A 25,578-nucleotide genomic window follows, 5' to 3' on the forward strand; every position below is an offset into this window, starting at 1 on the left:
GCCGTCGGTTACGTGCTGAGGTGCGCGTAGACGACGGTGTTGCCCTCGTACGAGTGAGTGCGGGTGTTCCAGTCGCTGCAGGTGATCAGGCGGAGTTGGGCGTCAGGGGTGTTGCCGTAGACGTCGAGGGTCGGGAAGTCCGCCTTTTCGTAGGAGCGGACGGCGTCGACGGTGAAGACGGCCACCTTGTGGTCGGCCCGGGTGACGCGGATCTGCTCGTGGGGCTTGAGCGCGCCGAGGCGGTAGAAGACCGCGGGACCGGTCTCGTACGAGTCGACGTGGCCGAGGATCACGGACGGTCCGGCCTGGCCGGGGGTCGGCGAATTGCGGTACCAGCCCGCCTGGAGCGGTTTGGCCGGCACTTCGAGCGTGCCGTCCTTGTGCAGGCCGAGGTCGAGCAGCGCCGAGTGGACGCCGATCGCGGGGATGTCCAGGGTGACCGGCCGGGAGGCGGGCAGCGCACCCGGGCTCGCGGTCGGCTTGGTGGGCACCGTGGTGGTGGCGGTGGGGGCCGGCGCGGCGCCGCTCGACGGTGCGGGCATCCCCGGCATGTCGTGGCCCGCGCCGTGGCCCTGTCCATGGCCCGGTTCATGGCCCGGCAGCGTGCCGGCCGCCGCGGGGCCGGGTTGCGGGGGTGGGGCCGCGCCGCCGCCACTGGTCCCGGCCAGGACGGCGGTGAGGCCCGCCGCGACGCAGACCACCGCGAGCACGACGAGCAGGATCGCCGTACGTCGCGTGTGGCCCGCGCGCGGCGCGGAGGCGTCGGTCACCGGTTCGCGGCGTTCCGCCGGCGCAGTGCGTATCCGCCGATGCCCAGGCCGATCACGGCGGCGGCCGAACCGCCGGCGACCATGCCGGTCTGGACGCCGTTGCCGTACTGCGTGGACCCGTCACCGGTGTCCGCGCCGCCACCGGGCATCGACGTCATCTGCGAGACGGCGAAGGGGCCGCACAGCGCCGGGTCGGTGGCCTCGGCGGGCAGCGACTTGTCCAGTTCGCTCGGGCCGAGGACGTTGTCGTATTTCCCGTTGCCGTTGTAGTCGATGCCGTGCACGACCAGAACGGCCTTGCCCGACTTCAGATTCGCCGCGACATCGTCGCTGACCTCCAGCGTGCGGCTGTAGTTCACCGACGAACCGGCCGGGAAACGGTCCACGGCCAGCGCGCTCTTGGGAGTGCTGTCGCCCTTGGTGGTCAGCGAGGTGCCGATCATGCCGTAGTCCTTCATGGCGTCGGCGACATTGGTGGAGCTGTGCCCGTTGTGGTCCTTGGCCTCGGACGGCTTGGGGCACACGCCGTTGCCGTCGACATGGATGTGCATGGCGTGCGGCGCGGCGCCGCCGGCCAGTCCCTTCGCGGTGACCGTGATCTTCGCGGTGTTGCCTGACAGTTGGATCATCGCGGTGCCGCTGCCCGTGACGTGGTTGGCGGTGACCGGGTCCAGCGTCGCCTGGTACGTCGTCCACGGGACGTCGGTGTCGGCCGGTGCCGCCGGGGCCGCGGATGCCGCCACCGGGAACGCCAACGGTACGGCCGCCACGCCTATCGCGGTCGCGACACGTGCGCTGGTGGATCGCATGATGCTGCCTTTCACTCGCGGATACCGCAGAGTCGGCGCGAGGTCGGCTCGACGAGCGGAGGCCGGTGCCTCCACCGAGTGATTCGGAGCGGGCGCGGACCCGGATTGGTTCGCGGTCACGGATCGGGTTGCCATGGCCCGTGATTGCGTGGTGTCGGTCCGCCCGCGCGGACCCGTGCGGCGCCGGTCAGCCGGTGCCGCGTGCGGAATCGGAGGGAGAGAACGTCCCGGCGCCGCCCTCGGCGCGGGGCGGTGTCACGCTGGATCCGGCCTCATTTGCCGCCGGTACTCGACGCACGAGGTGGATGACGGTCGGCGATTGAGCCCGATCCGGGCTTTGTTCAGCCGTGCGGGCGCGCCTGTCGTCACCAGCACTCTCATCGTTCAACCACGCGGGGGGGGGCGGGGTCCGCCCGTCATTGCGATCCCGCGGCCACCAGCGTCGCGGTGAGGGGTTCGAGAACGACGATCAACTCGTCCAGCTCGTCGGGCGCGAGGGCGTCGTACGCGGGAGCGGCCAACTCGTCGGTGAGCGCCTCGATGCGCCCCTTCGTCGCGCGGCCGGCCTCGGTGAACCGGCTGTCGGCGTCGACGAGTCCGCGCTCGCGCAAGCCCCGCATCACCGCGGCCAGCCGTTCCTTGGGCAGGTGGTGGATGCGCCCGAACGACTCCGGCGGATCGATGCCCATGTCCAGCGCGGACAGTACGTGGGCCTCGGTGCCGCCGACGCGCTCACCGATCAGGGCCGCGATGTGCCCGTCGGCGCGGTGCTCGCGCAGCATGGTCGCGGAGTGCCACAGCCGGGCGACCGGCTCGCCCGGCACCGGGAGGGACCGCATCCCGGCGTACATCATGCGGCCTTCCATGGGCGCGCTCACCGCGGCCTTGGTCATCAGGTCGGCGGCGCGCGCCAGCCCGGCGGAGCCGGCCGCCTCCGCGCCGAGGATCCGCCGCAGTGACGCCGCGCTGCCCCGCTCCCGTGCCGCGATGGACGCCTCGCGCGGGATCGTCCGCCACGCGCTCGGGATGTGCCGCGCGACCTCCCCGTCGGCGAAGCTGTAGAAGGCGGCGTGCATCACCTCCGCGGGCACCTCGCCCAGCACACCACCGCGCCCGGCGAAGTAGCCGTCCCAGTACGTGCGGTGGCCGAGTGCGGCCATTTCCTCGTTGCACTCCTCGGCGAGGAAGGTGACCAGGCAGATCGGTTCCAGGAGTTCGAACATGCGGCGCGCGATGTGAGTCATGGCGCCCATCCTGCCGGGCCGCCGCGGTGGTGATGTGACGCGCGGCACTACTGTGCCGGGCGGCCGGCGGCCGACCTCCCAGCCGTCAGCGGTCGGAGGCAGGTGCGGGCGGTGGGAGGATGGGCGGGTGACGGCGACGAAGAGTGACATCGCGAAGGCGGCCGAGGTGCTGCGGGCCGGGGGGCTGGTCGCCCTGCCGACCGAGACGGTCTACGGGCTCGGCGCGAATGCCGAGGATCCGGCGGCCGTCGCCCGTATTTTCGCGGTCAAGGGCCGCCCGCCGTCCCACCCCCTGATCGTGCACCTAGGTTCGGCGGACCACCTGGACGACTGGGTCGAGGCCGTGCCGGCGGCGGCACGGCTGCTGGCGAAGCACTTCTGGCCCGGCCCGTTGACGCTGGTGCTGCGGCGCGGCCCCCGGGTGCCGATGGAGGTGACCGGCGGGCTGGAGACGGTGGCGGTGCGGGTGCCGGACCATCCGGTGGCGCGGGCGCTGCTCACGGAATTCGGCGGGGGTGCGGCGGCGCCGTCGGCGAACCGGTTCGGGTCGGTGAGCCCGACGACGGCGGACCACGTACGGGCGGAACTCGGTGACGCCGTCGACTTCGTCCTGGACGGCGGTCCCTGCGAGGTCGGTGTCGAGTCGACCATCGTGGACGCCACGGGCGAGGTCCCCGCCATCCTCCGGCCGGGCGGGGTGACCCGCGAGGACATCGAAGCGGTGCTCGGCCACGCCGTCGAGGTGCACGGGAGCAGCGCGGTGCGCGTACCGGGCCAGCACCCGTCGCACTACGCGCCGCGCGCGCGGGTCGTCCTCGTCGGGCCGGAGCGGGTCGTCGCCGAGGCGGAGCGGGCGCGGGAGCGGGGCCATCGCGTGGGCGTCCTGCTTCCGGTCTCCTGCGCCGCCCCGGCGGGGGCCCATGCCGTGGTGCCCGTGCCGGACGCGCTGCCGGTCTACGCACGCGGGCTGTACGGATATCTGCGGGAGCTGGACGAGCAAGGCTGCGACCTCATCGTCGCCTCCCTGCCGGCCGAGGAAGGTCTGGGGCTGGCGATCGCCAACCGGCTGCGGCGCGCCGCGGGGCCGCGCTCGGAGCGCTGACCCGGCGGCGTACGGGCGCCGTGGCGCCCCGCGATCAGAAGGCGGCCGCGACGACGGCCTCGTCCAGGCCGCGGGCTGCGACCAGCCGCGCGCTGCCGTCGGCCAGGCGGTAGTGAAGGCCGACGACGGCGGCCTCGCCCTTGGCCACCCTCTCGGCGAGGGACCGGGAGCGCTCCAGGAGCAGGTCGACGGTGCGCCCGATGTGCTCGGCCAGTATTTCCTCCGCCTCGACCCGTCCCGCGGTCCGCGCCGCAAGCACGCTCAGGGTCACCCGCTCCACGATGTCCTGCACGTAGCCGGTGGCCGCCATGCCGTCGTCCAGCGCCGCACAGGCCGCGCCGACCGCGCCGCACGAGTCGTGGCCGAGCACCACGACCAGCGGGCAGTCCAGGATGTCCACGCCGTATTCGACGCTGCCCAGCACCTCCGCGCCCATGACGTGCCCCGCCGTACGCACGACGAACAGGTCGCCGAGCCCGCGGTCGAAGATGATCTCCGCGGCGAGCCGCGAGTCCGAGCACCCGAACAGCACGGCGAAGGGCCGCTGGCCCGCGACCACTTCGGAGCGGCGCGCGGCGTCCTGGTTCGGGTGTCCCGGGGTGTTCGCGACGAAGCGCCGGTTGCCCGCCATCAGCAGTTCGAAGGCGTCACGGGGCGTCGGGGTCGGGGTGTCAGTCATGGCGGTAGTCTATTGACCTGCACCTGCCGCCATGCCGTCCGGGCCCCGCCACGCCTCTCACCCCGACCGCGCACCCGCGACATCGTCGTAGACGAGCAGGCCATCGCCGCGCAGACGGACGCCCGGGGTGGGGCTGTACGGCGTGAGGCGGCCGTCCGGCATCAGGTGGAGGACGTCGCTGCCGCGCGCGAGGACGGCGAAGTCGGCGATGATCCGGCGGTGGCAGCGCCACCAGACGGCCTCGCTGCACATGACGGCGGTCGGCCGCGTCGCCGCCTCCGGCAGCAGCCGGTCCATCGCGGCCACGAATCGCGGATCCCGGGTGTAGCCCGCGTAGCCCCGGAAGGAGTCGTTGCGCCAGACGACGTCGGGCGAATCGGCCGCGGTGCTGCGGAAGCCTCCGAGATCCTTCTCCCAGCGGTAGTCGATCCCGTCCTCGGGAAGCCACCTGGCCAGCCTCTCCCGCCCGGCATCGGGATTGTGCCGGCTCCCCGGCGCCGTCCGTACGTCCACCACCGCCGTCACACCCGCGCCCAGCAGCAGCGACGCCAGCCCGGCACGGTCCAGCGTGCTGTGGCCAACGGTGATCAGCTGGTGCGCGGGCACCTGTCCATGGTCGACCACCGTCGCTCGTTCCGCAGGTGCGGGCCGCACACCCAAACGCCACGAACCGCGACCGTGGGCCCCGCACCTGCGGGTGTTCGCCACCCCGCGGCGGCCGCCGCACGGCGGACGGGGCCGGCACCGTTTCCCCAGGCCGCGCACGGGCACCCGGCCACCATGGATCCTTCTCCCCGGTCGTTCGCCGACCGTACGATCCCGCCGCTCGTCGAGGGGCACGGCCGCCTGCCGCGCCGCGACGGCGCCCCGGTCGCGAGCCGGCTCCTGGGACGGCGGGCGGTCGCCCTGTGTCCCGGCGAGGCGGCGACGGCCGGCGTGCCGGGAGCCCTCGCGGCACCGGCGTACCGGTGGGAGGGCGGCGGATGACGGACCGCGAGCGGGACGCGGGCGGCCGGGCGATGCTGGCCGGGATGCTGGCGGACAGCCATCTGATGCCGATCGAGCTGTTGCCGGCCAAGGCCGCCGAGCACGCCGGGGCCGCCGGCTTCACCGAGGTGACCGTCTTCCTGGCGGACCTGCGGGGAGAGGTGCTCTACCCGCTCACCGGGGACACGCTGTCGGGCAGCTCGCGCGACGATCCGCCGCTGCGGATCGAGGGCACCGTGGCGGGACGCGCGTTCCAGTACGGGGAGGTGCTGGCCGCGGGCGGGCCCGGCCAGTGGTGGGTGCCGCTGCTGGACGGTACGGAACGGCTCGGCGTCCTGCGTGTGACCAGCGCCCACGACGACGCGCGGGCACGCCAGGACATCGACAGCTTCGCGGCGCTGCTGGCGCTGATGATCGTGGGGCACCGCAACACCAGCGACACGCTGGCCGAACTGGTGCGGACCGAACCCATGAACATCGCGGCCGAGATGCAGTGGACGATCATGCCGCCGCGGACCTTCGCCGACGGCCGGGTGGTGATCTCCGCGGTCATGGAGCCCGCGCACAGCATCAGCGGTGACGTCTTCGAGTACGCCATCGACGGTCCGCTGGTGCATCTGACGATCCTGGACGCGATGGGCCACGACACAGCCGCGGGCCTGTGCGGGGCGCTCGCCCTGGGCGCCTGCCGCAACGCCCGGCGTGGGGGCGCCGATCTGCTGGCCACCGGCGAAGCCGTCGAGGCGGCCCTCATCGACCAGTACCGGCGCAAGCGCTATGTGACCGGCGTCCTGGCGACGCTCGACACTCGCACCGGCGTCCTGTCCTGGGTCAACCGCGGCCATCTGCCGCCGGTCGTGATCCGCGGCAGCCGGTGGAGCGCCAATCTGTCCTGTCGGCCCGCCCATCCCATGGGTACCGACCTCGGCATCGAAGGCACCGTCTGCGACGAGCAGTTGCAGCCGGGCGACCGCGTCGTGCTCTACACCGACGGCATCACCGAAGCGCGCCGGGCCGGCGGCCCGGAATTCGGTCTTGCCCGCTTCACCGACTTCCTGATCCGCCATCACGCCGACGGGCTGCCGGTGCCGGAGACCCTGCGCCGACTCACCCACGCCATCCTCGACTACCACAACGGCCGACTCCAGGACGACGCCACCGTCCTGATCTGCGAATGGCTCGGTCCCACGACCGGTCCTTCGGAACAGGCGGCCGCACTGACGGGCCTGCCCGAGCCGGAAGGCCACCGTCGCAGGTCGTCCCCGGAGCACGACACACCGGAAGGCGGCAGGCCGTGAACACCACGCTCCATGTCGAACTCACCGAGAGCCACGACCGTACGGCCGTCATCACCGTGGCCGGGGACCTGGATCTCGGCACCGCGCCCGACTTCTACCAGCAGACCACCGCGGCCCTGGAGCGGCACCCGGTTCTCGTCCTCGATCTGGCCCGCCTCGCTTTCTGCGACTCCTCCGGCTTCAACGCGCTTCTCCGGCTGCGTCGCCGTACGCAGGAAGCCGGCGGCGAGGTCGTCCTCGCCGCTCCCCCGGGCCATCTGCTGCGCCTGCTCGCCCTGACCGGCGCGGAGGCCGTCCTCCCCGTCCACGGCAGCCTCTCGGAGGCGCTCGCCTCCGCCGGGGGCGGCGCTTTCGACGGCGGCTGACGCGCGCGACATCCCGTTCGGTATCGCGGACGGTGGACACCCGGGGTCGGCCGGTGCCGGAGGTTTTCGTGCGGGACGACGCGGGAGGTGAGCCGTGGCGGTGGACAGGTCACAGGCGGCGGGGCGGGTGGCGCGGGCGGCGGCGGGCGGGCCGCACGACGAGCTGCCGCTGCGGCTGGGGGCGGCGGTACGCGACGGCCTGGACGTGGACGGCGCGACGCTGTCGCTGCTGACCGACACTCCCGCGCGGCAGCTGCTGGCCGCGACGGACCCGGCGGCGCTCCGGCTGGAGGAGATCCAGTTCACGGTGCTCGAAGGGCCGTGCATCAGCGCCGCGGCGGCCGGCGCTCCCGTCCTGGTGGACGACCTCCAGGAGGCGCTGACGCCGTGGCCGCTGTTCGGCGCCAGCGTGCGGGAGCAACTGCCCGCCCTCACATCGGTGTACGCCTTCCCGCTGCACGTCGGCGACTACGTCCTCGGTGCGATGGATCTGCTCGGCTTCGGTTCCGACGCCTGGGACGACCAGGCGGTCGAGCATGCCGTGGCGGCGGCCGAGGCCGTCTCCGCGGCCCTCGTGCCCGCCCGTGAGCTGCTGCTGCTCGACGACGCTCCGCCCGCCTGGCAGCCGGCCGGCATGATCAAGGCACACTGGTTCGACACCCATATGGCGATCGGCATGGTCTGCGAACAGCGGAGGGTCAGTCCGCAGAACGCGCTGGCCCTGATGCGCGCCGCCGCCTTCCGCAGCGGCCGCAGTCTCGCCCAGGTCACGGCCGACATCCTGCGCGGCGCGCCGCCCGACGCGCCCTGAGCCCGCGCTCGTCGACTGCCGGCCGACAGCTGACGGCTGACGGCTGACGGCTGACAGAAAGGACCGGGCCGACGGAAGGGGCCGGCCGACGGAAGAGTTCCGGCGGCCGGCACCGCCGTCACGCCGGTGTCTCCTCCGCGGTCAGCGCCCGGCGGACCGCGGCCAGCCGCAGTTCTTCCAGGGTCTCGGACTGCCGGTCGGCGCGCGCCAGGAGTTCGTCGAGGTGGTCGGCGAAGAGCCGGGGGTCGGTGTCGGCGAGGGCCCGCAGGGTGCGCCAGCAGGCGGCCTTGCCGCGGACGCCCAGCAGCATGGACTCCAGTTCCAGCACGTCGCTGAGCGGGGAGCGCGAGAAGAGGTGGCCGTTGGGCTTGATACGGCCGGCCTTCTCGGCGAGCCAGCCGAGCGCGATCTTGGTGCGGTCCGCGGGGATGCCGAGGTCGGACATGATCAGCGTCAGCGAGTCGCGGTCCCGTTCCACCTGGTGGGCCAGGTCGGCGAGGGCCGCCCGGTGCTCCTCGTCCGGCTGGGCGGCCGCGGCCCTGCGGAGGAGTTCCAGGCCCGCGGTCGCACCGGACAGGTGGTCGTTGAGGTAGATCGCCAGCAGGCCGGAGGCGTCGGCGGTGCCTGCCCCCTGTACCGCTCCCGGCGCAGCGGTGCCGCGCATCTCGCGCTCCACCGTGGCGCCGAGTTCGGTCCAGCTGTCCTCGAACTTCGCCAGCCCTTCGCGTTCGAGCGTCTCGGTGACGTCCGCGAAGTCGACGCCGACGTCGGCCAGCGCCGCCAAGTGGGCGGCCGCGGCGTCGTAGTCGTCGTCGGTCGGCGCCTGGGCGGTGATGGCGCCGTGGTCGGCGAACGCTTCGAGAGTGGCCCCGGGCATGGTGTTCACGGTGCCGGGGACGGCCAGTTCGCCGACGTACAGCGTGTCCGGGTAGTCGGGGTCCTTGACCCCGGTGGAGGCCCAGAGGGGCCGCTGCGGATGGGCCCCGGCCGCGGCGAGCGCCTGCCACCGCGGCTCGGCGCTCTGCCGCTCGAACTCCCGGTGCGCGAGGCGGGCATTGGCAATGGCGGCCCGGCCCTTGAGCGCCCGGGCCCGCGGGGTGCCCAGTGCGTCCAGACGGCGGTCGACCTCGGTGTCGACACGGGAGACGAAGAAGGAGGCGACCGAGTGGATACCGGCCGGATCGTGGCCGGCGTCCCGGGCGCGTTCCAGTCCCGTGAGGTAGGCGTCCATGACGTCGCGGTAGCGGTCGAGCGAGAAGATCAGGGTCACATTGACGCTGATGCCCTGCGCCGTGGCGGCGGTGATCGCGGCCAGACCCTCGCGCGTGGCCGGGATCTTGACCAGCAGATTGGGCCGGTCGACCGTCTGCCACAAGGCGCGCGCCTGCGCGATCGTGGCGGCGCTGTCATGGGCGAGCCGGGGGTCCACCTCGATCGACACGCGGCCGTCGCGTCCGCCGGTCCGCTCGTGGACGGGGGCGAGCACATCGCAGCCGTCCCGTACGTCGTCGGTCGTCAGCGCGAGGACCGCCTCGTCGACGCTCCTTCCCTCGCGGCCGAGCCGGCGCAGTTGCGCGGTGTAGCGGTCGCCCTTGGACAGCGCGGAGGCGAAGATCGTCGGATTCGTCGTGACACCGACGATGTGCCGGTCCGCGATCAGCGTCCGCAGCCGGCCGCCCGCCAGCAGTTCGCGGGACAGGTCGTCGAGCCACACCGAGACTCCCGCGGCGGACAGCTCGCCCAACGGGTCGATCGGGCTGGATACGGACATGGGGACCTCCGGGGGGCTCGGGGCGTGCTGCGGCGCGGGACTCGTACGGTTCGGCCGGGCGGCGGTCCGCGCCGCCGCCGGGCGTGATGTTTCGAGTACCCCGCCGCGGCCACTCGTCCCGGGCGGATGTCGAGACGAATCCCCTCACCGGCACGCGCACGGCACGTGCCGCACCGAAGCAGAGGGATCCACCCAGAAGGAGAGCCACTCATGAAAGCCGTCACCTGGCACGCGATCGGCGACATCCGGTGGGAGGACGTCCCCGATCCGCGGATCTCACAGCCGTACGACGCGATCGTACGGATCACCGCGTCCGCGATCTGCGGCACGGATCTGCACTTCGTCCGGGGCACCATGCCCGGCATGCGCGAGGGGCGCGTGCTGGGTCACGAGGCCGTGGGGGTGGTCGAGGAGGTGGGGCCGGGGGTGCGCAATCTGCGGGCCGGCGACCGGGTGGTCGCCGCTTCGACGGTGGCGTGCGGCTTCTGCGCGTACTGCCGCGCCGGCTGTTACGCGCAGTGCGACAACGCGAACCCCGGCGGCCCGCTCGCCGGCACCGTCTTCTTCGGCGGGCCGGAGGCGGCGGGCGGCCTGGACGGATTCCAGGCGGAGTACGCCCGGGTGCCGTACGCCCACGTCGGCCTCGTCCCGCTGCCGGACACGGTGGACGACGGGCAGGCGGTGCTGCTGTCCGACATCTACCCCACGGCGTGGTTCGGCGGCCGGCTGGCCGAGGTGGGCGCCGGGGACACCGTCGCGATTCTCGGCGGCGGCCCGGTCGGCCAGGCCGCGGTCGCCTGCGCCCGGCTCCAGGGCGCGGGTCGCGTACTGCTCGTCGACGGCCTGGACGACCGACTGGATCTGGCGCGCCGCCAGCACGCCGAGACGGTGAACTTCAACGAGGAGGATCCGGTCGAGGCGATCCGGGAGCTGACCGGCGGTATCGGCGTGGACCGGGTGATCGACGCGGTCGGTGTCGACGCGCAGCACCCGGCGCACGGCCCGGCGGCCGTGTCGGAGGAGGAGCGGGCGCAATTCGAGCGCGAGAGCCGGCAGGCGGCTCCGGAGCGGCGGCCGGACGGGGACACCTGGGTGCCGGGGAACGCCCCGAGCCAGGCCGCCCGGTGGGCTGTTCAGGCGGTCGCGAAGGCGGGGACGATCGGCACGGTGGGCGTGTATCCGCCGCAGGTCACGTCTTATCCGTTCGGTGAGGCGTTCATGAAGAACCTCACGCTCAGAACGGGCAACTGCCACCACCGGCGGTATCTGCCCGAGTTGGTGTCGCTGGTCGCCACCGGCGCCCTCGACCCCGGTCCGCTGATCACCCAGTGGCCGGACACCGCCGATGTGATCGACGCCTATGCGTCCTTCGACCGACGGGAGTCCGGTTGGACCAAGGTCGCGCTCGACTTCGGCGGCGAGGGCGGCATGCCGCACGGCTTCGGCCGCACCGCGGGCAGCGGTGCGGCGACGACCGCGGGTTCCTGACGGCTCGTCACATACTGGCGGCCGTGCGCGTATGCCGCGTGCGTCCCCGGCCGGCCGGACGGGCCGGGCGCGGGCGGTACGGGGGCCGGCGGCTCGTAGGGGCAGGACGGGCGTGTCAGGGGTGGCGCGCGAGGAAAACGAATTCTTTGCCCGGCCGGTCGGGCGCGTCGCGCACGTCCTCCAGGGTGAAACCGTGGGCCGCCAACTCGCGCTCGACCTCCGCGCGTTCGCGGAAGCGCAGCGTCGACTCGGAGGTGAGGACGCGTCCGTCGACGCCGATGACACAGATGCCGCGGAAGGTCACCAACGGCAGGCTGACGTCGAGGAGTTCGTACCAACTGGTGACGGTGCCGAGGCCCGCGACCTCCGTCTCGCCGTACGAGGCGGCGCGATTCCACTCCTCCCAGGCGCGCCGTGCCGGGTCGCGGGTCTCGAAGACCAGCAGTCCGCCGGGACGCAGGGCCGCGAAGGCGGCGCGCAGGGTCGTCCGCCAGGTCGCGGGGTCGACGATCGCCTGGGCGACGTTGGCGGTCATCGTCACGAGGTCCACACGCAGCGGCGGCAGGGCGCTCGCGTCGCCGTGGATCCACCGCACCTTGTCCGCGCCCGGTTTGGCCCGTGCGACGTCCAGTGACGCCTTCGCCGGGTCGAGGCCGGTGACGTCGATGCCCCGTCCGGCCAGCCGGAGGGCGAGGACTCCGGTTCCGCAGCCGATGTCGAGGACCGCGCGCGCCGATTCGTCCGCCGCGATCCGTACGTACGCGTCGAGGTCCCCGCGGTCCGGGTCCAGCGGGTCGTAGAGCGCGGCAAGTTGCGGATCGCGGTAGCTCTCGTCGGCCATGGCGGCGAACGTACGCACGTCCGGGCGATCCGGCCAACGGTTTTCCGTGCCTGTCGCCGTGCTCGGTTCAACGCCTGTCGGGAGGGCCTTCCCCTGGCGCAGGCCGCTGTGATCGGCAGACTGGGGGAATGCTGAGCAATCGAGAAGTCATCGCCGCCATCGCGGACGGCCTCGGCGACTGGCGGAAGCTGGCCCAGCCGCTGGCCGCCCGTTTCCGGACCGCGGACACCGTCGCCGCCGCGGCCTTCGTCGGCGCGGTCGCCGGGGCGGCGGCAGCGGCCGGGCGGCACCCCGAGATCCGGCTCGGGTACGGGGCGGTGGACGTGGCGCTGTCCACCGCGGACGAGAGCGGTGGCCGCTGGGTGACCGCGGCCGACCTGGATCTGGCGCGCACTGTCAGCGGACTCGCCCGCGAGCACGGGCTGACCGCCGTTCCCGGCGAGGTGACGCAGTTGGAGCTCGCCCTCGACACCGCGGACCACACAGCCGTGGCGCCCTTCTGGTCGGCGCTGCTCACCGGTGAACCGGGCCATGTCGTGGGCGACACGGTGCTCGACCCGACCAATCGGGTGCCCAGCCTGTGGTTCCAGGGCACGGACCCGCACGCGACCCCGCGGCAGCGCTGGCACGCCGACCTCTGGCTCGCGCCCGAGGTCGCCGAGGACCGCATCGCGGCGGCCGTCGCCGCCGGAGGCACCGTCGTGGACGCCTCCGGGGCGCCGTCCTTCACCGTGCTGGCCGACCCGGACGGCAACAAGGTGTGCGTCTGCACGGCCCTGGACCGCGACTGACGTACGGCCCCGACGGTCCGGCCGCGTCCGTCGGCGCGCCGGTCCCCGTCAGCTGCCGGGCCGCAGGAGCACCTTCGTCCAGCCGTCGTCGCGCTTGTCGAAGTGCCGGTAGCCTTCGGGTGCGTCGTCCAGGCTCATCTCGTGCGAGACGAGGAAGGACGGAGTGGCGCGTCCGGCGATGATCAGATCGCGCAGGCCGCGGTTGTAGCGCAGCACCGGGCACTGGCCGGTGCCCATGTGCTGGCCCTTGGAGAAGAAGGTGCCGTAGTCGAACCCGATCCGGCCGTGCTTGGCGCCCTCGTCGGCCGCCTCCGGGTCCTCGGGTACGTAGACGCCGACCACCCCGATGCCGCCGGTGGTCCTGACGGCCTTGACGAGGTTGTCCAGGACGAGTTCGGGGTGTTCGGTGCCGCTCGGGTCGTGCGCCTGGTAGCCGACGGCCTCGACCCCGCAGTCGGCGCCCCGCCCGTGGGTGGCGTCGAGGATCTGCTCCACGGGGTCGGCCGCGGAGAAGTCCACCGGGGTGGCGCCGATGGACTCCGCGAGCGCGAGCCGGTCGGCCTCCTTGTCGACCACGAACACCCGCGCGGCGCCGCGGAGTACGGCGCTGTGCGCGGCGAGCAGTCCGACCGGTCCGCCGCCGAAGACGGCGACCGTGTCGCCCGCCCGCTGGCCCGCCAGTTCCGTGCCGTGCCAGCCGGTGGGGAAGATGTCGGAGAGCATCGTGAAGTCGTTCTCGTGCTCCCGGCCCTGCGGCAGTTCGAGGAGGTTGAAGTCGGCATGAGGCACGCGCAGGAGTTCGGCCTGGCCGCCGTCGTACGGGCCCATGTTGGCGTAGCCGTACGCGGCGCCGTCCACGCCTTCTGTCGGGTTGACGCGCAGGCAGAACGCCGTCCAGCCGTCCAGGCAGTTGCGGCAGCTTCCACAGGCGATGTTGAACGGTACTGACACCCGGTCGCCGGGCTTGATCCGGGTCACCCCAGGACCGGTGTCCTCGACGATGCCCATGTTCTCGTGGCCGAGGATCTTGCCGCTCTCAACGGTGCTGCGGCCCTCGTACATGTGCAGGTCGGAGCCGCAGATGTTGGTGGTGGTGATCCGGACCAGCGCGTCGTTCGGCTGCTCGATCCGGGCGTCCGGCACGGTCTCGACCGAGACGTCGTAGGGGCCGTTGTAGACGAGCGCCTTCATGTCGTGCTCCTTTCGTTCCGTTGGAGTACGTGTCTTTTCTTTCGCCGCGGTCAGCTCGCCGGGTAGGGGGCCGCGCGCAGCAGGCGGGCGAGGTGGGCGGTGTTGGCCGCCAGCGTCGCTGTGGTGGACTGCGTCGTCTCCGGGGTCTTGTCCAGGTCCTGGTAGTCGGTGCCCTGCATGGCCTCGCCGACCCAGTACGTCACGGCGTTCGGTGCGAGCGAGAAGCCGACGTCGTTCAGGCCCTGGAAGAGGTCGGAGCTGACTTTGTGGGCGCCGTCCTCGTTGCCGACCACGCACACCGCCGCGGCCTTGCCGTAGGTGAGCATCCGGCCCTGGTCGTCGGTCTCGGAGAGTTCGCCGTCGAGCCGTTCCAGCACGCGCTGGGCGATGCTGGAGGGGTGGCCCAGCCAGATCGGTGTGGACAGGACGAGGATGTCCGCGCCCAGGATCTTCTCCCGGATGGCCGGCCAGGCGTCGCCCTCCCCCATGTCCACGGCGACGCCGGGCCGCACGTCGTGGTCGGCGATGCGGATCACCTCGCTGGTGACGCCGTGTTTCCCGAGCGCGTAGAGCGTCTGCTCCGCGAGTAGCTGGGAGCTGGACTCGGCCGGCGACGGATTGAGCGTACAAACCAGGGCAATGGCGCGTAGAGGTGTTGATTCCATAGCTCTGCGGGTACCCGCGTGGCGCGGATGACACCTGTGACGCCGGGTGAATGCGGGACCCGGCGTCCGGTGCGGTGCCCGGTCCGGGGGCGCCGGGACGCGGGGCGGGCCGTTACGCCGCGCGCCGCGCCCGGCCGGTGCGCAGTCGCTGGGCGACCAGCGCGAGGGCGCCGAAGGCGATGACCGCGGAGCTGTAGACCACGGCGGTGCGGTGCAGGCCGACGTCGGTGGTGGCGAATCCGGCGATCACGGCGGGGATGCTGAAGGCGAGGTAGGAGATCACGAAGGCGACGGCGAAGAGTTCGCCGCGTTCGGCGGGCTCGGCGATCCGGGCCAGGGTGCCGAAGCTGGCCAGGCCCGCGGCGCCGAAGCCGACACCGGCCACGGCGGTGCCGAGGGCGGCCGTGGTGACCGAATCCTCCTGGACGCCGGTGAGGCCGATGGCGGTGCCGAGGACGAGCAGGGCCGCGCCGAGGGCGAGGGTCCGCTCGGTGGGCCAGCCGCGCAGCGCGAAGGCGGTGACCGAGGCGGGCACGCACAGCAACGTGACGACGAGGCCGCCGATCACGTGGCTGGACAGGCCGAACAGGCCGACCGCGACCGACGGGCCGAGCGCCAGGTAGAGGCCGCCGAGCGCCCAGCTCGCCACGAGGATCGGGACGAGGGCGATCAGATCGGCGCGCAGCCGGGGCGCGACGCCGAGCCGGGGCTGCAGCGAACGGGCGGCGCCGGGCCGTCCCCGCACGGTCTCGGGCAGCGCGGCGACGAGGATGCCGGCGAGCACGAGGCCGCCGAGCAGCAGCCAGTACACCAGGCGCGTCGGGTGCGGGCCGTACTGCACGAGGAAGCCGCAGCCGAGGGCGCCGAGCCCCAGGCCGAAGGTCGGGGCCGCGCCGGTGATGACGCCCGCGCGGTGCGGTGCGTGCGGCGGATTGAGGTCCACCAGGGTCGCGCCGAGCGTCGTCATGGCGGCGCCGGTCGCGACACCCTGCACGAAGCGGGCCAGCAGCAGCACCGAGACATTGCCCGCGGCGATGAACAGCACCATCGCCACCGCTTCGAGCGCGATCGCCGCGAGCAGCACGGGGCGGCGGCCGATGTGGTCGGACAGGGCGCCGAGTACGAGCAGCGCGCCGATCATGCCGACGACGTACACCGCGAAGACGGTGGTCAGCATGGACGCGGAGAAGCTCCATTCGTGCTGGTAGACGACGTAGAGCGGGGACGGCGCGCTGGACGCCGCCATGAACAGGACGAAGATGGCCGCGATCGCGCCGAAGGCGACGGAGCGGCTGAGGCGCCCACGGGCGGGCACGTCGCCGTGGTCGACGGGCGCGGCAGGGGACGTGGCGGGGCCGGGGGACGGGGTGGAGCGGGGGGACGGGGCGTCCGGGGTCGCGGTGTCCGTGGACACGGCACCCGGGGACGCGGTGCTCTTGCCTTGGGGCGTCGGCGCGCCGGTCATTCGCTTCTCCGATTCACAGAGGTTCGCAGTGATCTTTGCGTTAGTGACGTTCATGCTAACGCAGCGATGAGTGCGATAATTTCCGCATGACCGAAGCTGTCCAGACCCGTCCCGGCGGCCGTTCCGCTCGCGTACGCGCCGCCGTGCACCGCGCCGTCGGCGATCTGCTCGCCACCGAGTCGCCCGAGGCGCTCACCATTCCCGCCGTCGCCGCGCGCGCAGGGGTGCACCCGACCACGGTGTACCGGCGCTGGGGCTCGGTCGCGCAACTGCTGGCCGACGTCGCGACCAGCCGCTTCAGTGGCGACATCGTCGTACCGGACTCCGGCACCCTCGCGGGCGACCTGGAGCGCTGGATGAGCGACGTCGCCACCGACCTCACCGACCCCGACGTCCTCGCCCTCATGCGCGCGACGATCGGCTCGGGCCCCGAGGGCGGCTGCGCCTGCACCGTTGACCGCCACGACCAGCTCCGCGCGATCATCGACCGCGAAAGGGCCCGCGGCGGAAAGGTCCCCGACCTGGAGCGCGCCATCGACACACTGCTCGGCCCGCTCTACTACCGCGCGATCTTCAGCGACCAACCGGCGTCGAGCGCATGGGCCCGCGGCCTGGTGGCGACGCTGCTGGCGACCATGTGAGGCCCGCGGGGCGCCCGCGTCCTACAGCTGGTTGAAGCGGGCCGCGGCGCGGTCGTTGAGCGCGCTCCCCCAGCCGCGCAGGCGGCCGACGACGCCACCGGTATGCACCCGTACGTCATGGCCGGGCGTCACGCCGCCCGCACCGCCGTCCCCTCCGGGCAGCAGGCGGGCGGCCAGGCCGGAGAGCCGGGTCGTGGTCACCGGGGCGATACCGTGCAGCGCGTCGGCGGCCTTCCCGGCCGGTGTCAGCACCACCCGGGGACGGCGCCGCCGCAGCGCGCCGACGATCCGGGACGCGGCCCGTTCCGCGTCCATGGACAGCAGCGGGGTGCCCGCGAGCGCCGAGAACCAGGCGAATTCCGCGGCCCGGTCGCCGCCGAATTCGGCGTGCAGATGTGATCCGGTCCGCATGAGGCCGGGGTGCACGGCGGTGACCGTCACGCCGTGCGCCGCCTCCTCCGCGTGCAGTCCCTCGGCGAGCGCGGCGACCGCGTATTTGGCGCACGAGTACGGCAGCAGGTGCGGGACGGCGAGCAGGCCGCCGATCGAGCCGATCAGCGCGAGCCGCCCGCCCGCCGGGCTCCGGCGCAGATACGGCAGGGCGGCGAGCGAGGTCAGCAGCGCGCCGTCGAAGATGGTCCGCATCGCGTCCTCGTACTCCTCGGCGCCGATCGCGGCGGTCGGCGCGACCTGGATGACGCCGGCATTGGCCACGACGATGTCGACGCTGCCGTGGGTCCGGGCGACGGAGGAGATCAGTGCCTCCACCTGGTCGCCCTCGCGGACGTCGCAGACGGCGGTGTGCACGGTGTCGCCGTCCCCGCCGCGCGCACGGAGGAAGGTCTCGGCCCGCGCCAGTTCGCCGGCGTCACGCGCCGCCAGGGTGACCTCGCAACCCTGCCTGAGCAGCTCGGCGCCGATGAGCAGGCCGAGGCCGCGCGATCCTCCGGTCACCACCGCCGACAGTCCGGCGACGGATTCGGCGGCGAAGGGCGTGCGGCGCCGTACGGGGGTCGTGGAAGGGTTCGGCATGGGGCTTCCTCCGCTTCGGGTCCGGGGCGCACCGGTGCGACGCGTCGGGGCGGTGTCAGTCGGTGGGTTCGTCGCGGCGGTCGGAGCCGTTCTCCCCCGCCGTCCGCGCCCGGTCGCTTTCGCGGGAGCGCTTGTCCCCGGACGGGACACGCGCGCCGGGCAGGTCGGGGACCTCCACGACGGGCGGCAGGTCGGGCGTCCGGTGCGTATGTATGCCTGGGGTCATGTCACGGCGGGTACCCCGCTCGCGGCGGACGTCACGGGCATTCCGGCAGGAATCGCGGCGGACGGCGGGATCGACGTCACAGGGGCAGCGGCGCCCTGAAGCGGCGTCGGTACTCCGTCGGCGTCGTGTTCAGCCGGCGGTGGAAGGCCCGTACGAGCGTGTCCGTGGTGCCGAAGCCGCAAGCCGTCGCGATGCGTTCCAGGGTGGCGTCGGAGGATTCGAGTTCGTGCCGGGCCTTCTCGACGCGGATCGACTCGATGTAGGCGCGCGGGGTCATGCCCAGCTCGGTCGTGAACAGCCGGGTCAGGTGCCGGTCGCTGACGTGCGCGTACGCGGCGAGGTCGGCGACGGTCAGCGGGCGGTCGATGTGCCGCAGCACGTGGTGGCGCAGATCCTCCATCCGGCGGCTGGTGGACACCTGCTCCAGGGGGACGCTGAACTGGCTCTGCCCGCCGGGGCGTTTGAGGTACATCACCAACTGCCGCGCGACGCGCAGCGCCACGGCCTCGCCGAGGTCGTCGGCGATCAGGGCGAGGGACAGGTCGAGGCAGGCGCTGATACCGGCGCCGGTCCACACCCGGCCGTCCCGGATGAAGACGGGATCGGCGTCGACCGTCACCTCGGGGTGCTCCACGGTCAGTTGCCGCGCGGTCGACCAGTGCGTGGTGGCCCGTTTGCCGTCCAGCAGTCCGGCGGCGGCCAGCAGATGGGCGCCGACGCACACGGAGGCGATCCGGTGCGTGCGGCCGGCGAGCGTGCGCACCCATGCGACCAGTTCGGGGTCGACGAGGGCCCGTACCCGCCGCTCGTCGTCGATCTCGACGGCGCCGGGCACGACGAGGGTGTCGATACCGCGCTCGGCGACCGACTCGAAGGTGGTGTCCGGCAGGATGCGCACCCCTGCGCCGGTGGTGACCGGGTCGAGGGACGCGGCAGCGAGCACCACCCGGTAGTCGGCGGCCCCGGGGCGCTCGCGCCGGGCCAGGGCGAAGACCTCGGGCGGCCCGGTGACGTCGAGCAGGTCCACGCCGTCGAAGAGCATGATCACGACGCGGCGCGGCGCGGTGTCCTGCACGGTCCCTCCCGAGGCCGGAACGGCAGGGCTGCCGGTCCGTGCGGTCTGTCTGATCTCTTGCCGGCCGCCTTGCCGGATGTCGGTATCTGCATGTTAGCTGTCATTGCCGACATCACAGCGCGCCGCCTAGCGTTGCAAGCGACCGGGCACACGAGGCTCCGGTCCGCTCCGACAAGCAAAGGCGGTAGACGCATGTCCAGGACGACGCTGCGCGAACTCAACGGATTCGACCAGACGCCGGCGAGGCTGGCCGACGCGACGCTGATCATGGTCGACTTCCAGAACACGTACACGCGGGGCGTGATGGAGCTGGACGGCTGGCGCGCGTCGCTGGACGCGGCCGCCGATCTGCTGGCCCGGGCCCGCGCGGCCGGTACGAAGGTGGTGCACGTCATCAATGACGGCGGCGAGGGGACCCCGTACGACATCAGCGCCGAGATCGGCCGCATCCACCAGGACCTCACACCGGTCGAGGGCGAGCCCGTCGTGGTCAAGCGGGTCCCTGACTCCTTCGTCGGCACCGACCTCGGCACCCATGTGCCGGAAGGGCAGGACGTGATCGTGGCGGGCTGGATGACGCACATGTGCGTCGCCTTCACCGCGCAGGGCGCTTTCCTGCGCGGCAACCGCCCCACCGTCGCCGCGGACACCACCGCGACGCGCTCGCTCCCGGTGGCCGGCGCCGACGTGCCCGCCGAGCAGGTACACCGCGGGGCGCTGGCGACGATCGCCGACCTGTACGGGGTGGTCGTCACGTCGGCCAAGGAGATCGTCTGACCCGTAGCGCGATCGTCCGCGCCCCGGTCCTGACGCCGACCGCCGTTACCGCCCGCCGGCGAGCCGGGGCAGCACCTCGGAGCGGTAGAAGCCGAAGAACTGCTCCTGGTCGGGGCCGATCTGATTGACGTACACCTCGTCGAAACCGGCCCGCGCGTACGCGGTGACGGCTCCGACGTGCGCGTCCACGTCGTCGCCGCAGACGACCGCGTCGGCGATCGCCTCCTCGGTGACCAGGGTGCTCGCCTGCTCGAAGTGCTCGGGCGTGGGCAGGATCTGGGCCAGTTCGCCGGGGAGTTGCTCATTGGGCCACAGCCGGTGCACAGTCTTGACGGCGCGCTGCCGGTCGGTGTCCCAGCAGACCTTGAGGCCGCCGACGACGGGCTTGCCCGTGCCTCCGCCGTCGCGGAAGGCCCGTACCAGGTCGGCGTCGGGCTGCATGGTGACGAAGCCGTCGCCGATCCGGCCGGCCAATTCGGCGGCCTTCGGCCCGAAGCCGGAGACGTAGAGCGGCACCGGCTCGGCGGGGAGGGTGTAGAGCCGGGCGTTCTCCACCGTGTAGTGCGGGCCCCGGTGGGTGATCTGCCGGCCGGTGAACAGCTTCCGCATCACCTCGACGGCCTCCTCCAGCATCTCCAGGCGCTGGTCGGCGGCGGGCCACGGGTCGCCGAGGACGTGTTCGTTGAGCGCCTCTCCGCTGCCGATACCGAAGCGGAATCCGCCGTTGGTCAGGACGGCGGCGGTCGCGGCGGCCTGCGCGTTGACCGCCGGGTGGATCCGCACGGTCGGGCAGGTCACCAGGGTGGTCACCGGCAGCGACGTCACCTGCGAGAGGGCGCCGATCATCGACCAGACGAAGGAACTCTCGCCCTGTTCGTCGTTCCACGGGTGGAAGTGGTCGGAGATCGCGAGCCCCTGGAAGCCGGCCGCCTCCGCCCTGCGGGCCTGGTCGAGCAGTTCCGGCGGGCTGAATTCCTCCGAGGAGAGGAAGTATCCGTAGCGGGTCATGGGGTCCTCCGTGATCTGGGGTGATTCGCCCGGCCGGTCCCGACCGGGCGGTGCGTCACGTCAGCCGAGGCGGGGCGGTCCGGCCGGGGCGGTCGCGGCCGGGCGGTGCGTCACGTCGGTCGTGCGCCACGTCAGTCGCGGCCGGGCGGTGCGGCCAGGGCGCTCCCGTCCAGGCGGTCCAGCAGCTCGGCCGGGGATTCGTAGACGGCTTCGGCGCCCGCGTCGGTCAGTTCCTGCCGGGTCCAGCCGCCGGTGAGCACGCCGAGGCAGCGCACGCCGGCCTTGCGGGCGGCCTTCGCGTCCCAGGCCGCGTCGCCGACGAAGACGGCGCGCCCGGCCGGGACGCCCGCCTTCTCCAGCGCCTGCTGGACGAGGTCGGGGGCCGGTTTGCTGGACGAGACGTCGTCGGCGGTGGTGACGGCCGTGATCGCCGCCCCGGCGTCGAGCGCCCGGATCATCACCTCGGCCTCCGGGCCCTTGGCCGACGAGGCGAGGACGACCTTCCAGCCGTGCCCGGCGCAGGCCCGCAGCAGTTCCGAGGCACCGGGCAGCGGCGCGAGCCGCGACCAGAACTGGCCGTAGAGCGCGTCGTGCGCGGCGCTGAGGTCCGCGTCCTCGTCGTGGTCGTGGTCATCACCGAGCAGCGCGTCCAGCAGATGGTCGCTTCCCATCCCGATGCCGCGGTGGATCCGTGCCATCGTGACCTGGTGGCCGTGCTGGCGCAGCGCCTCCCACCAGCAAACGGTGTGCAGATAGACGGTGTCCATCAAAGTGCCGTCCACATCGAACAGCACCGCGCCGTCCTCCGCGGACTCCGGTTCGGTCATGTCGCGCACCTCGTCATCGCCGGCTCCTCTCCGTACGCCTGGGCCCTCGCCGCGCCCGCCACACGGTCGCCGCGGGTGTTGCCGCAGGTGGCAGCGGGCCACGCCGGGGCGTGCCCGTTTTGTGCGGGCGTCCATGCGCCTGCCCGGATTCGGGCGTGTCACGCAGCCGAGTGATTCTCGTGCGGCAGCTGTGTCGCTGCCCGCCGTCCGGGTACTCGGTCTCGGCATGGCGGCCGGGGAGTACCCCGGCACCGCGTCACGACCGGGCGGGCAGGGGCCACCTGCCCGGGCCACGACGCGATACTGCCCCGGCGCGTCGCCATGCTCCCGCAGCGACCCGCTACCGATCGGAGATCCGGTGAGTGAGAAGAAGAACCCCCTGACAGCGGCGGCCGACAAGGCCGTGGACGCGGTACGGGAGGCCGTCGACCCGGGCAACGAGATCCCTGGCGCGCCGTCGTCGCGGCCCGCACCCGTCGCGGAGCCGACCGCCCCCGCGGGACCGCTGCCTCCCAAGGCCGACCAGCGCGGGCCCGACACGTACAGCCCGACCGGCACGCCCACCGGCGCTCCGCAGCAGGACGTCGCGCAGAGCGGCGACCGGCTGACGACCGCGCAGGGCGCGCGGCTGCACGACACCGACCACTCGCTGAAGGCGGGACCGCGCGGACCGGTGCTGCTCCAGGACCATCACCTGCGGGAGAAGATCACCCACTTCGACCACGAGCGGATCCCCGAGCGGGTGGTGCACGCCCGGGGCGCGGCGGCCCACGGTGTCTTCGTGGGGTACGGCGCCGCTGAGGGGATCACCAGGGCGGCGTTCCTGGCCAAGGACGTCAGGACACCGGTCTTCGTACGGTTCTCCACCGTCCTCGGCTCGCGGGGCTCGGCCGACACCGTCCGGGACACCCGCGGTTTCGCGACGAAGTTCTACACCTCCGAGGGCGTCTTCGACCTGGTCGGAAACAACATCCCGGTCTTCTTCATCCAGGACGCGATCAAGTTCCCCGACGTTATCCACGCCGGCAAGCCGCATCCGGACCGGGAGATCCCGCAGGCGCAGAGCGCGCACGACACGTTCTGGGACTTCGTCACCCTGCACACCGAGGCCACCCACCACACGCTGTGGAACATGTCCGACCGGGGCATCCCCCGCTCCTACCGGATGATGGAGGGCTTCGGCGTCCACACCTTCCGGCTGGTCAACGCCGAGGGCGCCACCACGCTGGTGAAATTCCACTGGAAGCCGAAGCTGGGCGTCCACTCCTTGGTGTGGGAGGAGGCGCAGATCACCGCGGGCACCGATCCGGACTTCCACCGCCGCGATCTGGCGGACGCGATCGAGTCCGGCGCCTTCCCGGAATGGGAGCTGGGGGTGCAGACCTTCCCCGACACCGAGGAGCAGATGTTCGAAGGGATCGACCTGCTGGACCCGACCAAGATCGTGCCGGAGGAGCTGGCCCCCGTCCATCCGGTCGGCATGCTCACGCTGAACGCGAATCCGTCGAACTACTTCGCCGAGACCGAGCAGGTCGCCTTTCACGTCGGGCATCTCGTACCGGGCATCGACGTCACCAACGACCCGCTGCTGCAAGGCCGCCTCTTCTCGTACGTGGACACCCAGATCACCCGGCTCGGCGGCCCCAACTTCGGTCAGCTGCCGATCAACCGCACCCACGCGCCGGTCAACGACATGCTGCGTGACGGCATGCACCAGACGGCCGTGCACAGCGGGGTGGCCCCCTACCGGCCCAACTCCCTTGACGGCGGCTGCCCGTTCATGGCGGGTGCGGACACCGGCGCGTACATCGAGGTCCCGGCCGAGGTGCCGGCGGGCCGCAAGGTGCGCGACGCGGCGGCGTCCTTCGACGACCACTTCAGCCAGCCCCGGCTGTTCTGGCTCAGCATGACGCCCACCGAACGCGAGCACATCATCGCCGCGTACACCTTCGAGCTGGGCAAGTGCTATGAACAGGCGGTTAAGGAACGCGCGTTGAAGGTGCTCGCCAATATCGACGGCGGGCTGTGCGCGCAGGTCGCGACCGGTCTCGGCCTGCCGGTGCCGGAGCCGGAGACCGCGCTCACCGACCCGCGGCCGAGCCCCGCCCTGTCCCAACTCGGCCGCCGCTGGCCGCTGGACGGCCGGGTCGTCGGCATCGTCACCGGCGGCGCGGACGATCTGGACGGTGTACGGGCGGTCCGCGCGGCAGTGCTCGACGCCGGCATGGTGCCGCTGGTCATCGCCCCGACGGGCGGCACGCTCGACCCGGACGGAGAATCCGTCACCGTACAGCGCTCGTTCGCCGCCGTCCGGTCCACCGAACTGGACGCCGTCGTGGTGGCGGGCGCGCCGGCGCCCGCGGCGGACGCCCTGGGCGCCCGGGACGCGAAGGCCGACGAGGAGGTGGCCGCCGCAACGGATCTCGATCCGCGTGTCGCGCTGCTGCTCACCGAGGCGTACCGGCACGGCAAGGCACTGGGCGCGTGGGGCGGCGGTACGGCCGCGCTGCGGGCGGCGGGGATCGACCTCACCGCGCCCGCGGTGGCGACCGGCGACGGCGCCGTCGCCGTAGTCGAAGAGGTCGGCCTGCTGCTCTCCGAGCACCGCGCCTGGGACCGCTTCGCACCGGCCGTCTGACAGCGGCGGTCGGCACGCCCATGCGGCTGCGGACGAGTGACCGGCACCGGCCGGGTTGGCGGAGGGTCAGGCACGGGCGGGGCTTCCGCTATCTCGACCAAGACGGCCGCCCACTCGACGCGGAACGCAAGCAGCGGGTGAAGGATCTGGTGATCCCGCCCGCGTGGACGGACGTCTGGATCTGCCCGTGGCCCAACGGGCACCTCCAGGCGGTCGGTACGGACGCGGCGGGCCGTCGGCAGTATCTCTACCATCCCGACTTCCGGGCCCGGCAGGAGCAGGCCAAGCACACGCACGTCCGCGAGGTCGCGGCGGCGCTCCCGCGGTTGCGCGAACGTGCGGAGGCGGGGCTGCGGGAGCGCGGCCTCACCCGCGGCCGGGTGCTGTCGTGTGCGGTACGCCTGCTCGATCTGGGCTTCTTCCGGGTCGGCAGCGCCGGCTACACCCGCGACAACGGCACTTACGGGCTGACCACGATGCTGCGCGAACACACCGAGTGCCGCCGTGGCGAGGTGCGGTTCAGCTATCCGGCCAAGGGCGCCAAGCACATCGTGCGGGCCGTCGCGGACGAGCAGACCTGCGCCGCGGTCCGTGCGCTTCTGCGGCGCTCGGAAGGCGGCGAAGAATTGTTCGCTTACTGGGAGGGCCGCGCCTGGCACACCGTGGACAGCGCGGCGCTCAACGCGTGCCTGCGGGACTTCTCGGGCGCCGACATCACGGCCAAGGACTTCAGGACGTGGCACGCCACCGTGCTGGCCGCGGTCGCGCTGGCGGTGTCCTGGCCCGTGGCGGGCATGTCGCCACGCGGACGCCGCAAGGCGGTGGCCCGCGCCGTTCAGGAGGTCAGCCACTACCTGGGCAACACACCGGCCGTCTGCCGGGCCTCGTACATCGACCCGCGGGTGATCGAACTCTTCGAGGAGGGACGCACGGTCGCGGCCGATCTCGATCGGCTCGGCGAGGGGACGGACTTCGGCCGTCCGGCCGCCCAGGGCGCGGTGGAGCGGGCCGTGCTCGCGCTGCTCCGCGACGGAGCCGGAGGGTGACAATGTGTTTGTCCGCCGCGGCGACCCGGCA

At 72.8% G+C, this 25,578-nt stretch carries 26 protein-coding genes; 11 read left to right on the forward strand and 15 right to left on the reverse strand.

Annotation, left to right across the window (positions count from 1 at the left end):
* Window positions 1–8: 8 nt before the first annotated feature.
* The 3 genes from BM076_RS27675 to BM076_RS27685 all read right to left on the reverse strand — a co-directional run bounded on the left by BM076_RS27675 (window position 9) and on the right by BM076_RS27685 (window position 2,823).
* Complete coding sequence (locus tag BM076_RS27675; protein WP_093716447.1) at window positions 9–770, reverse strand: class F sortase; 762 nt, start codon at window positions 768–770, stop codon at window positions 9–11.
* Complete coding sequence (locus BM076_RS27680; RefSeq protein ID WP_093716448.1) at window positions 767–1,579, reverse strand: hypothetical protein; 813 nt, start codon at window positions 1,577–1,579, stop codon at window positions 767–769. Before BM076_RS27680 ends, BM076_RS27675 begins: the two co-directional genes overlap by 4 nt.
* A gap of 416 nt (window positions 1,580–1,995) precedes the next feature.
* A complete protein-coding gene (locus BM076_RS27685) occupies window positions 1,996–2,823 on the reverse strand; it encodes an SCO6745 family protein (protein ID WP_093716449.1) in 828 nt (275 codons plus the stop codon).
* A 127-nt stretch (window positions 2,824–2,950) separates the two neighbouring features.
* On the opposite strand from BM076_RS27685, the gene BM076_RS27690 reads away from it, so the two are divergent.
* Complete coding sequence (locus BM076_RS27690; protein ID WP_245796439.1) at window positions 2,951–3,925, forward strand: L-threonylcarbamoyladenylate synthase; 975 nt, start codon at window positions 2,951–2,953, stop codon at window positions 3,923–3,925.
* A gap of 34 nt (window positions 3,926–3,959) precedes the next feature.
* Here BM076_RS27690 and BM076_RS27695 read toward each other — a convergent pair whose 3' ends face one another.
* Together BM076_RS27695 and BM076_RS27700 are read right to left on the reverse strand one after the other, a co-directional pair.
* Window positions 3,960–4,604, reverse strand: a complete 645-nt coding sequence (locus BM076_RS27695; protein ID WP_093716451.1) for a carbonic anhydrase — start codon at window positions 4,602–4,604, stop codon at window positions 3,960–3,962.
* 57 nt (window positions 4,605–4,661) lie between these two features.
* A complete protein-coding gene (locus BM076_RS27700; RefSeq protein WP_245796441.1) occupies window positions 4,662–5,228 on the reverse strand; it encodes a DUF488 domain-containing protein in 567 nt (188 codons plus the stop codon).
* Window positions 5,229–5,384: 156 nt separating this feature from the next.
* Here BM076_RS27700 and BM076_RS36230 point away from each other — a divergent pair, with 156 nt between their 5' ends.
* The 4 genes from BM076_RS36230 to BM076_RS27715 all read left to right on the forward strand — a co-directional run bounded on the left by BM076_RS36230 (window position 5,385) and on the right by BM076_RS27715 (window position 8,065).
* Window positions 5,385–5,591 (forward strand): hypothetical protein, encoded by a 207-nt coding sequence (locus BM076_RS36230; RefSeq protein ID WP_143120658.1) that lies wholly within the window; start codon window positions 5,385–5,387, stop codon window positions 5,589–5,591.
* The gene (locus tag BM076_RS27705) at window positions 5,588–6,889 is read left to right on the forward strand and encodes a PP2C family protein-serine/threonine phosphatase (protein WP_093716452.1); all 1,302 of its coding nucleotides are present in this window, start codon (window positions 5,588–5,590) and stop codon (window positions 6,887–6,889) included. Before BM076_RS36230 ends, BM076_RS27705 begins: the two co-directional genes overlap by 4 nt.
* On the forward strand, window positions 6,886–7,254 hold the full coding sequence (locus tag BM076_RS27710; protein WP_177246637.1) for an STAS domain-containing protein: 369 nt from the start codon (window positions 6,886–6,888) through the stop codon (window positions 7,252–7,254). The genes BM076_RS27705 and BM076_RS27710 overlap by 4 nt, the downstream gene beginning before the upstream one ends.
* Window positions 7,255–7,354: 100 nt before the next feature.
* A complete protein-coding gene (locus BM076_RS27715; RefSeq protein ID WP_143120659.1) occupies window positions 7,355–8,065 on the forward strand; it encodes a GAF domain-containing protein in 711 nt (236 codons plus the stop codon).
* Window positions 8,066–8,183: 118 nt separating this feature from the next.
* Here the strand turns inward: BM076_RS27715 and tal are convergent, their stop codons facing one another.
* A complete protein-coding gene (gene tal / locus BM076_RS27720) occupies window positions 8,184–9,836 on the reverse strand; it encodes a transaldolase (RefSeq protein WP_093716455.1) in 1,653 nt (550 codons plus the stop codon).
* 210 nt (window positions 9,837–10,046) lie between these two features.
* Between tal and BM076_RS27725 the strand changes: the two genes are divergently transcribed.
* Window positions 10,047–11,324, forward strand: a complete 1,278-nt coding sequence (locus tag BM076_RS27725; RefSeq protein WP_093716456.1) for a zinc-dependent alcohol dehydrogenase — start codon at window positions 10,047–10,049, stop codon at window positions 11,322–11,324.
* Between the two features lie 115 nt (window positions 11,325–11,439).
* On the opposite strand, the gene BM076_RS27730 is transcribed toward BM076_RS27725, so the two are convergent.
* Window positions 11,440–12,165 carry a class I SAM-dependent methyltransferase gene (locus BM076_RS27730; protein ID WP_093716497.1) on the reverse strand — a complete coding sequence of 242 codons (726 nt, stop codon included), beginning with the start codon at window positions 12,163–12,165 and terminating at the stop codon, window positions 11,440–11,442.
* A 128-nt stretch (window positions 12,166–12,293) separates the two neighbouring features.
* Here BM076_RS27730 and BM076_RS27735 point away from each other — a divergent pair, with 128 nt between their 5' ends.
* Complete coding sequence (locus BM076_RS27735) at window positions 12,294–12,956, forward strand: VOC family protein (protein WP_093716457.1); 663 nt, start codon at window positions 12,294–12,296, stop codon at window positions 12,954–12,956.
* Between the two features lie 48 nt (window positions 12,957–13,004).
* On the opposite strand, the gene BM076_RS27740 is transcribed toward BM076_RS27735, so the two are convergent.
* The 3 genes from BM076_RS27740 to BM076_RS27750 all read right to left on the reverse strand — a co-directional run bounded on the left by BM076_RS27740 (window position 13,005) and on the right by BM076_RS27750 (window position 16,226).
* Window positions 13,005–14,147, reverse strand: a complete 1,143-nt coding sequence (locus tag BM076_RS27740) for a glutathione-independent formaldehyde dehydrogenase (RefSeq protein ID WP_093716458.1) — start codon at window positions 14,145–14,147, stop codon at window positions 13,005–13,007.
* 50 nt (window positions 14,148–14,197) lie between these two features.
* Window positions 14,198–14,812, reverse strand: coding sequence for a flavodoxin family protein (locus BM076_RS27745; protein ID WP_093716459.1), 615 nt, complete (start codon window positions 14,810–14,812; stop codon window positions 14,198–14,200).
* A 112-nt stretch (window positions 14,813–14,924) separates the two neighbouring features.
* Complete coding sequence (locus BM076_RS27750; RefSeq protein WP_245796443.1) at window positions 14,925–16,226, reverse strand: MFS transporter; 1,302 nt, start codon at window positions 16,224–16,226, stop codon at window positions 14,925–14,927.
* 137 nt (window positions 16,227–16,363) lie between these two features.
* On the opposite strand from BM076_RS27750, the gene BM076_RS27760 reads away from it, so the two are divergent.
* Window positions 16,364–16,918: a TetR/AcrR family transcriptional regulator gene (locus BM076_RS27760; RefSeq protein ID WP_093716462.1), complete on the forward strand. Its 555-nt coding sequence runs from the start codon at window positions 16,364–16,366 to the stop codon at window positions 16,916–16,918.
* A gap of 21 nt (window positions 16,919–16,939) precedes the next feature.
* Here the strand turns inward: BM076_RS27760 and BM076_RS27765 are convergent, their stop codons facing one another.
* The 3 genes from BM076_RS27765 to BM076_RS27770 all read right to left on the reverse strand — a co-directional run bounded on the left by BM076_RS27765 (window position 16,940) and on the right by BM076_RS27770 (window position 19,251).
* Window positions 16,940–17,950 carry an SDR family NAD(P)-dependent oxidoreductase gene (locus BM076_RS27765; RefSeq protein WP_093716463.1) on the reverse strand — a complete coding sequence of 337 codons (1,011 nt, stop codon included), beginning with the start codon at window positions 17,948–17,950 and terminating at the stop codon, window positions 16,940–16,942.
* Between the two features lie 55 nt (window positions 17,951–18,005).
* A complete protein-coding gene (locus tag BM076_RS36820) occupies window positions 18,006–18,176 on the reverse strand; it encodes a hypothetical protein (protein WP_177246650.1) in 171 nt (56 codons plus the stop codon).
* Between the two features lie 76 nt (window positions 18,177–18,252).
* On the reverse strand, window positions 18,253–19,251 hold the full coding sequence (locus BM076_RS27770; RefSeq protein WP_265737116.1) for a GlxA family transcriptional regulator: 999 nt from the start codon (window positions 19,249–19,251) through the stop codon (window positions 18,253–18,255).
* A 192-nt stretch (window positions 19,252–19,443) separates the two neighbouring features.
* Between BM076_RS27770 and BM076_RS27775 the strand changes: the two genes are divergently transcribed.
* Window positions 19,444–20,028 (forward strand): isochorismatase family protein, encoded by a 585-nt coding sequence (locus BM076_RS27775; protein WP_093716464.1) that lies wholly within the window; start codon window positions 19,444–19,446, stop codon window positions 20,026–20,028.
* A 45-nt stretch (window positions 20,029–20,073) separates the two neighbouring features.
* Here the strand turns inward: BM076_RS27775 and BM076_RS27780 are convergent, their stop codons facing one another.
* Window positions 20,074–21,036, reverse strand: a complete 963-nt coding sequence (locus BM076_RS27780; RefSeq protein ID WP_093716465.1) for a TIGR03557 family F420-dependent LLM class oxidoreductase — start codon at window positions 21,034–21,036, stop codon at window positions 20,074–20,076.
* A gap of 131 nt (window positions 21,037–21,167) precedes the next feature.
* Window positions 21,168–21,863: an HAD family hydrolase gene (locus tag BM076_RS27785; protein ID WP_093716499.1), complete on the reverse strand. Its 696-nt coding sequence runs from the start codon at window positions 21,861–21,863 to the stop codon at window positions 21,168–21,170.
* Between the two features lie 358 nt (window positions 21,864–22,221).
* Here BM076_RS27785 and BM076_RS27790 point away from each other — a divergent pair, with 358 nt between their 5' ends.
* Together BM076_RS27790 and BM076_RS27795 are read left to right on the forward strand one after the other, a co-directional pair.
* Window positions 22,222–24,501 carry a catalase gene (locus tag BM076_RS27790; RefSeq protein ID WP_093716466.1) on the forward strand — a complete coding sequence of 760 codons (2,280 nt, stop codon included), beginning with the start codon at window positions 22,222–22,224 and terminating at the stop codon, window positions 24,499–24,501.
* 20 nt (window positions 24,502–24,521) lie between these two features.
* Window positions 24,522–25,547, forward strand: a complete 1,026-nt coding sequence (locus BM076_RS27795) for a DNA topoisomerase IB (protein ID WP_093716467.1) — start codon at window positions 24,522–24,524, stop codon at window positions 25,545–25,547.
* Window positions 25,548–25,578: the final 31 nt, after the last annotated feature.

Origin of the sequence: Actinacidiphila alni (assembly GCF_900112845.1) — a bacterium.
Lineage (GTDB): Bacteria > Actinomycetota > Actinomycetes > Streptomycetales > Streptomycetaceae > Actinacidiphila > Actinacidiphila alni.